The organism is Legionella geestiana, assembly GCF_004571195.1.
Classification (GTDB): Bacteria; Pseudomonadota; Gammaproteobacteria; order Legionellales; family Legionellaceae; genus Legionella_B; species Legionella_B geestiana.
In genome coordinates this window covers 2546407-2558380 of sequence record NZ_CP038271.1, presented here as the reverse complement: position 1 = coordinate 2558380, position 11974 = coordinate 2546407, and the positions used below count along the sequence as shown (strand labels likewise).

Below are 11974 nucleotides of genomic sequence, written 5' to 3'. Positions count from 1 at the left end.
CATTTGCAGCCATATCATGGAATGAGGACACGCCCTAATACTCTCTTAAGCTTCATCAGCGATAATGCAAAATAGTAACACTTTGTAAATAATTTTTAACAAAGGCTCATCATGCGATTTAAGTGGCTCTATACACCGCAGAAAGAAGACAACCTGAAAGTATTCGTCAGAAACCCTCCGGGAAAATTGAGCATCGCACGGCTTTTGCGCCAGATGCCTGCTTTTGAACAGCGCCGCGTGGGCGAGATTCTTAAGCCTGCAGATATCATGATCAACATCTGGACAAGACACCTTGACCCTCAGGCAGTCAAACGTAAAATTGTTGAACTCATGCAGCAGGGTCACAGGGTTTTCCTGGCAAACAAACCCTCGCAACCTTTGTCTGAGGAATGGATTGAGCATGGTGAGATTAACTTTTTTGAAAATGCCACCAGACCGTATAATGAGATTTTAACATTCTGTAACCTCGACGACCGACTATATTTCATCAGATCATACAAAACAGTTCGCGAGGAATACCTGGCTTATTGTAACAGCGGTACTCATATCCTCACCCACTACGACATGGAGTGCCTGCTTAAAGACGATGATAAGCTGCAGATAAGCACGGTGATGGCTGATGATTTTCTTCACCATGAAAGTGAATTCACGGTGTTTAATAACGTATACAGCAACCCGGAAGAAAACGTTCACAATCTTCGCCCTGACGAAGCTCTCAGCGGAATGGATAAAACAAAACGCCTCAATCAGCAGATGATTGACCCTGAAGGCGCTAAAACCTTACAAATCGCGACCCGGGTCATTTGTAAAACGTTTCATACGAGTTTTGGATGGCACATTGGCCGGGATACCAAGTCTGCCTCCCACCAATATTTACAGTATTTACATGAGCCACAATTCACAACCGCGGTTTTTCATGATGCGGACATTTCGGGATTACTTTCAGGACGCGAACTGGGTCGAGAACCCTGTAATTTTAAACCTGAGTATTTAGCGAGTCTGAGGTCTGTCGGGTACATTCTCCCGCGCTATCAATCAATGACCCATACACTTTACGATTATACCAATCCTTTCAAAAGTCCGGTTGCAGCCGATATAGCCGGGCTGCTGCGTCACACCCCAAATCTTGAGCACCTCATGCTTGGGCGTGTCGCAATTTCCAGCAATAACTGGCCATCACTGCCTCGGCTTCGTAAATTAACTACGGGTTATGTGACCAATACCGCCTCTTTTTTCAGGTTGCTCGAGCAGTCAACGGGCCTTGAAGAATTACAGATGTATCACAGCCTGTCACCCGACATGACTGCAACCCTGCGCCCCCTGGTATCCGTTAAACGCTACAAAGAATTGCGTATCCCTTTGTATCGAAGGGTCGATGGGAATATGCGGGTTAAACTGCTTCAATCCATGCCAAACCTTGAGCACCTCGAAATCCATATAAACGGTTGCAAAAACTTTAACTTTCCACGCTTACCGTTGCTGAAAACTTTGTTAATTGACGGACAATTTGGGGGCACTCCGGTTACACTGTTCAGTCATTTTCCCGCACTGGAGTCACTGGATTTAAAGTATGCGGAAATTATACACTTCAACGCATCTGACCGGGAGCGCCTGATTAGTGCACTTGCTCAATCGAATGCACTAATCAGCATTACCCCGCCTGAATTCCCGAGGTATCGACATATAAAGGAAAAAATCCTTTTTTGGGAAACCGTACTCGAACATGCGCCTCCCAATCTCTGTGAAAAGTCAAAAGATGCGATTCGCGACTTTTTGACACTGGCAAAAAAATCCAACAAACCCTCAAGCTTCGATTTAGGCGACAAGATTACTGGCGTTGGTGGTATTCTTGAAAACTTTTTTTCCGGACAGCATGGTGACACTTCAAGCAGCTCCAGCAGCATGAGCAGTGGCTCCAGCAGCTCTGGGGCACGCTCTTCAAAAGATACCCGTCGCCGCAGTAATAAAGACGCTAACCCACACTCACATGCCCCGAGCAACACCAACGCGCACTTTAACCCTGAAGACATGGAACATCATCGTCCTTCTGACGAGGATAATGGTTTTACCTACAGCGGCGGACATGAAGCCCTTAATCAGCAAATGGTCATCGACCAGTACTGCCACTACATCCAGTCTACGCGCGGTTCTGTTCCCAATATTCATGATGGTATCTGCAACGCGCTCTCTCACCTCTGCGCCAGCATGGCGCCGCAAAAATGGCAGGCGAATCTTGAGCTGTTACGCAGCTGGGATGGCAAGTTAGATTCGCTGACCAAAAATCACTACCTGTTATTTGAAAAAATTGGGCGTGCGATTGAGACCTATCAGGAAATTTCGTTCAGGTCCATTATCAGGCACGTAACCAGTGGCGAATATGCACGAACATGGCTTGGCGAGCAGGCCGTTAACTGGCTTTCGGCACAAAAAGCTCCCAACGCCTTCATCCTCTCAAACCCCTGGCATGCCATCTGTGTACGCAGACTTCATGGAGAGCCCGCACGGTTTGCAGCGTATAATCCAAACTTTAAGGAAGGAAACCTTATCGTTACAGCCGAGAATCTCACTGAATTTCTCGAACAAAGTCTTGGTAATCTCAGCCTCATTGTGGTAGAGGGTACTCACCGGGCTGAAAATCTCACGCTTTCCAATCCTGAGGGCTTTATCGCCACAGGCGGCATTTTTCATCTGAGCTCCGTGCAAAATCAAGAGGTACTTCTCGAACTGCTAAACGGTCCCATACCTGCCACACCAGAAATCCTTAAGGGGATTTTTTTGCGCGACCTTGACGGCATACCGCTCTGGTACAGCAGTATGAGTAAAAAGGCGCTCCATCCCATCATTCTGCCCCTGATTGCGGGCTTTTTAGCGCAACATCCGCATAACTGGTGGAACCTGCTTCAAGAAAGTGCTGAATGCGTCAAGGGATTTAAACTTGAAAAGGCGCTGACTGCACTTCACAAGCAGCTTATAGCGCTTGAACTCCCTGATGAGATTAAGCGATACGTCTCTGAAATCCCGGAGCTCCTTAAAGCCCGCCGTAAGCAAGTGACCGATACGCGCAAAATGCAGCCAGAGTGCAATGCAGCGAGTAAACTTTCACTTTCTGAAAAACTGGAAGCGCTTGCAGCTTCTGAAAAGCCGTCCCATCTCATTACTGTCCGCAATTCAGCGGTTGTAAGACGAGTGCGCTTCGCGCTTGAAAGAGAAGCGCAAGCTCTTGGGCGCTCCGTCATTTACATCGACAACCCCTCTGATCTCACGCTCAGCAACCCCTTTGTAGAGATGCAGGTAGACGGCAAAACCGGTCATTTTAAGACAGGTCCCGGTGGCGCGGTCCATAAAGTCATAACCAGCGCCGTACGACCGCTTATTATTGTTAACTATGATAATTTTCCTCCCGCATCGCGGGTTGCATTCAACACGCTCTTTGATGACATGCCGATGGCTGATGGTGTCCCTCTGCCAGAAGGCACTACGGTTGTAGCACTTCAGAACCTGACCAATACTGCGAGCTATAAAGGCAGCGACATGTCCTCACGCTTTAAAGAACGTGATGTATGGAATATACCTGAACAGCAATATCCAGACATGCCCGAAGTGCCCGAGCACAGAGCCGAGGACAATCACGAGGAAGCGGTGATAGAACTCTATCAGGGTGCTGACTGGAAAGAGCGGCTGCTTGGTACCTGGTCTCCGCGCGGCAACAGCCTCGTGTGGATGGAAGGCGAACTGGAAGCCGCCCTTAATCGCTCGCCTCACCTTCGTATCCAAAACGCGCCTGTACACGACCCGGATTATGAAGATTTCTGGCGGGAAGCCATACTGAAAGGCCACATCGTCACCGAACGTGGTCTGCTCAGGCTGCCAGAAGGCTTTTCCCGATGTGAAACTACCGGTTTTGACTGGGAAGCGCTCACAGAAACTATTGTGAGCGTACAAACAGGCCTTGCCCCCCACTGTCCGCATACTCTTAATTCAAACACCCTTGAGGACTTTCTCACGCACTATGACTGCGATGCGAATGGCCTGCTGCACGCGGATGAAAATCATCTGGAAACGCTTTTTGGCAAAAATAGTGAGATTACCCTCAACATCAGCCACACGCTTTGCATGAGTGACCTCGCACGTTTTATCGCTGCCTGTAAGGCACTCAATATACGCCTTAACTTTCGAGTGGCCGAAAATGTCGAACTCCCTGAAGAACTGGTACCGGTCAGTGCCGCACAAAGTGCATCTCCCGTCATTAATGTCACATCGCACACGCGCCTTTTGTCCAGTAACGACCCTGATGCAGCCTGTGAGCTGATAAAAGAGCAGGAACCCAATGCCCTTGTTATTGATATCTCTGAGTGTGATGCCGGCCATCTGATTGATACCATCGATGGTGGTCTCAGTCGCGAAAACGCGCAACTGCAGTTTAAAAACCGTAAAGGGCTGTTGCCTGAGCGTCTGCAAAACGGCCAAACCCTTATCCTCACCGGAACGTTTTCCGATGAAATCGCAGAAACGCTGACGCCACTGCTCCTTGCCCGTTACGCATCCGAAGAGGCTCCCGGAAAGCTGGTGCTGATTCCCCACAACCCTCGGAAGGTCGCCCTTGATTTTCTGCCGGTTGAATCCCTTAACGCATCCGATAAAAAAATGGCGCTCGTGGGAGGATTTTTTAACCCTGAAACCCTGGAAAACCACTCCCTTGTTGAGCTGGATGCGATGCTGCGTCACACGCGCGCCACCACTGAAGATGGCACACAAAACGCATGGGCCGGACTGCATCGTCTGGATGTTCGCCTGCAAAGTGAACCATTTGACGCTGAAAACAGCGCCGCCAAAGCCCACGCCTTTCAAGAGGGACGTCTTGCGTCCATCGACACACGTCTCGCGCATGCGCCATTTGTGGTCATTACCGGTCTCACCGGCGTTGGAAAATCAACGACCATCGAACGGGCATATGCAGAGCGTTATCCCAACATACATTACGGAGAGGAGGCGATACGCGCCTTTGCCAAAGACCGCCGCCCTGGACGTAAAACCCTGTTTCTTGATGAGGCCAACATCAGCGGCAACGACTGGAGCATGTTTGAGGGGCTTTATCAAAATCCGCCCTTTGTGCGTATCGGTCACGAAATCCTTGAGCTCACCGAAGAACACCGTATTATCTTCGCCTGTAACCCGGTGAATTATGGCGACAGAAAACTGCCATCGCTTTTCGAGCGCCATGGTAATGCCCTGGTATTTGAACCGATGCCCAAGGAATACATTTACGAGGAGATGTTAAAGCCTTTACTGTCGCTGAAGTTTGAGCCAGAACTGATGGCAGACATTGCCCGGGAATTTCTGCGCGTGTATCACTTTTTGTGTGAATGCTCTGAAACTTCCGTGCTGATTTCCCCGCGTGAACTCGTGATGATGGCGCGCATGACCATGGCGCATACGGCACACTCTCCCATGGATGCGGCGCGTCATTATGCCCGTCTTATCACTAAAGACCTCGTGCCTCAAAAACACCGGGCGCGGTTTAACCATGAATTTCCGCCGGTAGCAATGGCGCGGATATCATCGGCTCCTGCCTCAGTACAGATGCCCATTTGTTCAAGCAGCGAACAACAGGCGAGCATATCTGCGGGCAGCACTGATTTTCTTGTCACCCGTTCACGCGAACCGCTGGCAAACCTTATCGATGACTTGCTGAACCTGCGGGAAATGGGGCGAGCGATGAATCCCGAAACTACGCCCAAAGACTTCCTCTGTGGCGGTCTTGGCGGCCTCATTATTGAAGGCGCGCCGGGACAGGGCAAGAGTGAGCTGGTTAAAAACCTTCTCAAAGCCCGCGGTTATGGGAACAACCCTGATAAGGGCGCCACCTTCATTGCTGCAAGCATGAATGAAGATAAAAAACGCGCAACCCTTCTGGAAGCCTTTGACCGGGGCGCCGTGGTTATTCTGGACGAGATTAACAGCTGCCCCATGATGGAAGATTTCCTGAATGACCTCCTCATGGGCAAACACCCGATAGAGAGTAAACGCCCTGCAAAAGTACCAGGATTCCTCCTCATCGGAACCCAGAATCCTGCCTCCATGGGCGGGCGCCAGCGCACCAGTAATGCCATCATGCGCCGTGTTATCAGCCATAATCTTCCGAATTACACCCTTGAGGAGATGATGGAGATTTTGACCACCTGCCCTATTCCAGGAGTAAGTTTCGGGCTTTCACGCATGCGTGCGTTACACTTGATGAAGATTTATGAAGAGCATGCCTCGAGGGGCATGACGTTTCGCGATGTATTGAAACGTGCGCGCGACATTGTACATCAAGAACATCGAAATGCCGTGCTGCCTGATGAGGAGGATTTTGGCTTTACTCTGGAAACGCTGCCAGAAGATGATGCAGGTTTTACCCTGGAAACACTGCCGTTACCAGCACGCAAACCCATACCCGCTGACCTCGAGTCACTTTTTGATGCCATTGATGCACTGCGAGCCCACGCGCATCTATTGCAGGCTCCAGAGCACCACGAGGCCCGCGAAAGGGTTGAGGGTTTAACCGCCATGAAGCTAGCGGCAGACCTCGAAGCAAAAGCCCGGCAATTTGCCAAAAATCGCGTTGCTCATCGTGGTGAGTTCAGGGAGTTACTGTCTGAGGGCTTTAACAAGATGTCCACGCACCGCAACACCTGGCATCCCATCCTTGTCAATATCCTGAGGGCATTCGAGGCGGTTTTATCACTGGGTCTGCCACTCATTCTGCACGGCAGCAGTTTCTTCACGGTCAAAACGGAGAGACAGCGCCTCGTAAACCGGGTTAGCAAGGTACTCGATGCCCTCCCCGATGACACGGATACACCCAATAACATGCCACAGCCTGAGCTGATGAGCCCGGCAACAGGCGCATGAAACGTTATCTGCCATTGATGACGTTTCATGCCTGGCGCAGCAGTGCTTAGCCTGGTGTGCAATTACTGAAGCTTTGACTGGCACCAGACGACATCTTCAAATCATCGCTAAGCTTTGTTGCTGCTTTACCTGATGCATTGAAAACCAGAAAAGAAGCATGTGGTGTCGGGTATTTATCACCGAAAGAGGCAACCGGTCCAATACAAAAGAGGCTGCGCTGAACTGTCCCATTCCGATTTTTGGGTTGACCTGCTTCATTTATTTCAATACCACCAATCGGTTTTGGAACCAGTAATCCTTTTGCAACAGCCCCCTGAAGCAGCGGCAAGTCCGTGCTGCAATAGGAGATATCATAACTATAACCTGAAGTATCGATAAGGTATTTCGTCTTTTCCGTCTCACCCGTTGCAAAGTGAAGCAGAAACTCCTGACTTTCTTCATCATAACCAACAGATGTCAATCCCGATTTTTCTATAACTCGGCCGCTATTGAATAATTCCAACAGCAATCGCGTATTGACAGGAGTAATGCCTGTCAAATACGCCATGATTTGGGTGTACATCAATTTGTTAAAAGACTCTTTTCCCTCATCCGATAATGCTGTCCAAAATGCTTCATAGGCACCATTAAAATAAAAGGCCTTAACAAATGCCCGTAATTCATCGATGTTTCCGCAAGGTGTGGACTCTTGCAGTACGGCACATTTTTCATATTTAGCCAGTTGATAAGTTAACGCCACGGATGTTGAGGGTTGTGCCAGAGGATCAACAGGATCTCTGGCAGCCACACTATATGATCTCCAAAAAGAATCCCGTGCAGATGAAAAGGATAAGCTACAGGGTGTGTAAGTGAGGAGCGATTGTTTTAGCGTTTCCAAAGGTGCAGTCTCACAGGTATCCGGGTTACCTTTTGTAGTAATAATGGATGGGTTTCTGGTTAAGGATGTCATCGTTCCCTGGTGGTTTTTTGTGACCGCCAGCCAAACTGCATAATCAACAAAACTGGCCTGTCCACCCAGTATGTAAACGGGCGCATCTGAAGGGATATCATCAAAAGCCGAGAGTGGCGATGTTACTGAATAATAGCCGGGCTTTGATTCAAGATGGGGGTAATGATGTGCGGGCACATGCCCAAAACACAAAAACAAAAAATCGGATTCAATGTGTAATGTTTCTGTTTTAAGCGCCCATCTGTCAGCGTCAAGTGCGTCAAACTCCAGCACTTGTTCAAAATGTTCGACTACCTTTATACGATGGAATTCTGCTTTGCTTTTGTGGCTTGCATATTGGGCCTTCAGGAAATGCCCGACTACTGCGCGAGGACAATATTCTTCATTCATATCCGGAAATTGCATACGCAAATTTTGGAGATTTTCTGCAATCCAGACGTTCAAAGGTTGTGTGTCTGGAATAAATTTGAAATCTTTTGCTGGATTGTTCAACGTCCAGATATTTGGCGAATCAATCCGATACGCGGCGCCTGTAGCAAAATTTTCTACGCGGGATTCAAAAAGATGAATCGTTATGTCGGATTCAGGCTGTGATTCTGTAGATAACAAATGGTTTACTACTTGACAAAAGCTTGCTGTACCACTAATTCCCATGCCTACAATAGTAATTGTTGTCATCGTTCAAAGTTCCTTTTACATATTTTTTAAAACAGCATCAAAAAAATCCGGCATATCCTGCAGGGATTTTTGTCTTGCAGTCTCATTAAAACCGATATGATAATGTTCCCCTTTTTCATCAATAATTTCTTTAGAGTCCGGGAATTCAAAATTATCAAATCCGTGCAATGCATCCGGGTAAATCAAAATGGATACTGGATTTTCTAAAGACTGACTGTCTTTTACCAGACGGATGCAATCGGATGTAGGGGCTCTGTCATCATCTGCGCCTATAAACAGTTTGCTGTTTTTACGCAGTCGTGTGCTTTCAGGAATACGATGGCATACGGGGTAAAATGAAGCGGCCGCTTTAAATGGCAAATTATGCCACCTTTGCACAGGATTCGGGTTTGCTTCCATGACTTTCAATACATCAAATCCCCCCATGGAAAAACCAAGGATGCCGATGCGTGAAGCATCAACAAACGGAAGCTCGCGGAGGTATTCAAAGGCTGGCAATACATCCTCGAGTTGTGCCTCTGTTGCTTTTTCCCAACCCACTGAACGCCTGTCTTCCCAGCCTCTAGGCGTAAAGCTGTCAATCATATAAACAACATAGCCCCTGTCTTTAAGGCGCGTTGCCCAGTCGTAATTCACTTTTTCAATACCAGTACTGGCATGCAATATCAGGATTGCCGGGGAGCGCGTGCTATTATTCGGAACATAAAGTACATGTCTTTGATCCAATGGATCAAAGACATAGTCAACGGGCTCTGCAGAAAAAACAAAACTCGAAAATAACATGCTCCCTAAAACCAATAAAATTCGCATGTTTATGAACATTATCTGGCACTCCCAGTGTATGGGTAAAAGAAATCAAAACGGCTTTCATCGAATACTCGGGTCACCGTATCCTTGTCAAAGGTATGGGCCGTTTGCAACGCATTTTGGAGCAGCAAACCGGTTGTTGTGGCCAATGCTGACCAGGATGACGGTTTGAAATTGTATTGTGCAATATAACCCTGCTCATAGAGATGCGTCGTTATAAAATAATCGTGCCCTCTGGCTAAATCGTCGGGCTGCCACGGCATGGGTTCTATGAGTTTTGGAGTTATCAGCATCTGCGCCTGCTCGGCTTGTTTTTGTTCAAGCGCATAAGCCACATCACCGTAAGTGGAGAGCAAACCCTGTACTTTGTATTGGCTAATCAGTTCTTTGGTCAGGGAAGTCTGTTTCTCAGGTTGCGATTCTGTATCCAAATAAACGATGCTTACATCATAAATCTCATCATCAATGACAAGTCCACCTGCTTTCGTCAGGGTACTACGCCAATATTCATAACCGCGCATCATTTCTCGCCCCTTGATTCCATCAGGACCGGTGAACGGCAGTGCAACACCCAGTGTCAGGGTTTTATGCGCCTTATTGTCAAAAGACGGTATAAAAGCCAATCCATTTGGCCCCTCATGCGTTCGGAAAGCCGTTACCTCAAACGTATTAAGGTCAATTTTGGAGATGTGTTTATCCGTTGCGTTGGATATATAGGCAAAATGGCCGTCAGGGCTTATAAGGACATTTATGGGATTCAATCCGGTTACGAGTCGTTTAATGACTTTCCCGGTTGCGACATCAATAACAATTACCTGGTGATCAAAAGCCGCAGGCGCAATGATATAACGCTCATCAGGCGTTATATCGGAATAAAGTATTGGACCTACACCTAACGCATCGAACTGCCTTTGAATCGTCATGCTGTCGGGATCGATAAAAACGATTTGATTAACGGCCGAAGCCATTAAATAGCGATAGTCAGGGGTATATTTCAGTCCGCGTACAGCACCGGGAAGTGATACTGAACCGGTAACCTGACCTGAATCGGCATCCATGCGTATGACACCATCTTTACCAGCCATCAACCAGAGCGTTTTGCCATCCGGAGAAAAGAACAGATTATGGGTGTTGGGACTCACAGGAATTTGTTTAACGAGCTTTTTCTCATTCACATCAAAAACCAATATTTTATTGCCTTTTTCGACGTTCACGAATAACTGACTTTCATGGGGCGGACGTAATTTGACACCATGCGGCGCACTATCAATTTGCTCATAATCTTTATAATCCGCCGGGTCGAAAGTATATAAACGGTATTTTTCGCTAAGGCCTCTTAAATCAATGACTGAAATAGACGCACCCGGCGTACCCGAGCCACTGTCATAATCCCTGATGCCGAAATTACTGACATAGGCCGTTTTTCCATCCCTGGTTACTGCGATTTCATGCGGTAAAAAACCAACTTCCAAACTGCCAAGCTTTTTGCCAGATTCTGGATTATAGACACTGACATGGCTGGCGTTTTCTTCTACGACTGCAAGTAAGGGAGCATGAGTGCCTGATACAGCGGAGCCAGTGAAGAGTAATGAAGCCAGTGAAATAAAACGCAAATTCTCTATTAACATCTGATATCCTTTCAAAATATTTAGGGCGTGTTCTCGAAAGGCAGAATACCCAGTGACAATTAGCCTGTCAATATATATAGCCACCTATATTATTTGTCGGGTTCACTAAAAAGAGGCAGAAATGGCATTTAATCTTGAAGAACACACCGGTGTATTAATAAAGAAGGCAGCGCGCCTGTTCGAACGCATGGCTAATATAAATCTGGAAGAACTGGGCGTAACGTATAGCCAGACTATTTTTCTGGTTCGGCTATGGGAGAAAGACGGCCAAAATCAAAAAGAGCTTACCAAAAGCGCTGGATTGAAGCAGCCAACCGTTGTCGGTATTTTGGAACGCATGGAGCGCGATGGCTTAATCTGGCGAAAACAAAATACCAAAGACAAACGCTGTTATCACTTTTTTCTAACGGAAAAAGCCAAAACGGCCTGCATGAAACTGGAACAACAGGGATTGATGATGCAATCTATCGCAACCAGAGATTTTAAAGCTGCCGAAACAAATCAGTTGAATCAATCACTGCGGGCGGTTATTCATAATTTAGAACAGTTTGTTGAAAAACTACCTTGCTAATCGCATGAGAGAACTATAAACAATAAAAACTGTTCGTAACTCCTTACTTGTAATGCTTTTTATTTGCGTAAAAACCGCTTCACGCTCCTTTAATTCTCTTCTATTTCTTCACATACGTGGCGGCATGGGAACGGGTTTGGGGTGTGGGGGTACGGGGATGCCCATCAGTTTTGCCGCACGTATGGCATCCGGCTGGCCGTGGCTTGCGGCTTCGATAATCCAGTATTTTGCCTTTTCGCGATTCTCCACAACCCCCTGGCCATAGTAATACATGTAGCCGACGGCATACTGCGCGTCCGGCTGGCCGCGTTTGGCCTCAGGCTTCAAGCGGATAAACGCCTGACGATAATCCTGGCGCTGAAAGCTTGCTATGCCTTCCGCATACCCGAGTCCACGGATGGCACAACCTCCAAGAAACGACATTAGCAGGGCGATAATGAGCCCACG

At 47.7% G+C, this 11974-nt stretch carries 6 protein-coding genes; 2 read left to right on the top strand and 4 right to left on the bottom strand.

Annotated elements, in window-relative coordinates; translation table 11 throughout:
• Nucleotides 1-111: 111 nt before the first annotated feature.
• On the top strand, nucleotides 112-6894 hold the full coding sequence (locus E4T54_RS11390; protein ID WP_028386457.1) for an ATP-binding protein: 6783 nt from the start codon (nucleotides 112-114) through the stop codon (nucleotides 6892-6894).
• Nucleotides 6895-6940: 46 nt separating this feature from the next.
• On the opposite strand, the gene E4T54_RS11385 is transcribed toward E4T54_RS11390, so the two are convergent.
• From E4T54_RS11385 to E4T54_RS11375, 3 genes are read right to left on the bottom strand one after another with little or no spacing between them, the layout of a single operon-like run.
• Nucleotides 6941-8521 (bottom strand): FAD/NAD(P)-binding protein, encoded by a 1581-nt coding sequence (locus E4T54_RS11385; RefSeq protein ID WP_081776745.1) that lies wholly within the window; start codon nucleotides 8519-8521, stop codon nucleotides 6941-6943.
• 15 nt (nucleotides 8522-8536) lie between these two features.
• Nucleotides 8537-9331, bottom strand: coding sequence for a dienelactone hydrolase family protein (locus E4T54_RS11380; protein WP_238582831.1), 795 nt, complete (start codon nucleotides 9329-9331; stop codon nucleotides 8537-8539).
• Nucleotides 9332-9342: 11 nt separating this feature from the next.
• Nucleotides 9343-10956: a YncE family protein gene (locus E4T54_RS11375; protein ID WP_028386454.1), complete on the bottom strand. Its 1614-nt coding sequence runs from the start codon at nucleotides 10954-10956 to the stop codon at nucleotides 9343-9345.
• A 121-nt stretch (nucleotides 10957-11077) separates the two neighbouring features.
• Between E4T54_RS11375 and E4T54_RS11370 the strand changes: the two genes are divergently transcribed.
• On the top strand, nucleotides 11078-11527 hold the full coding sequence (locus tag E4T54_RS11370; RefSeq protein WP_028386453.1) for a MarR family winged helix-turn-helix transcriptional regulator: 450 nt from the start codon (nucleotides 11078-11080) through the stop codon (nucleotides 11525-11527).
• Nucleotides 11528-11635: 108 nt separating this feature from the next.
• On the opposite strand, the gene E4T54_RS11365 is transcribed toward E4T54_RS11370, so the two are convergent.
• Nucleotides 11636-11950, bottom strand: a complete 315-nt coding sequence (locus E4T54_RS11365; protein WP_238582833.1) for an SEL1-like repeat protein — start codon at nucleotides 11948-11950, stop codon at nucleotides 11636-11638.
• Between the last annotated feature and the right edge of the window lie 24 nt (nucleotides 11951-11974).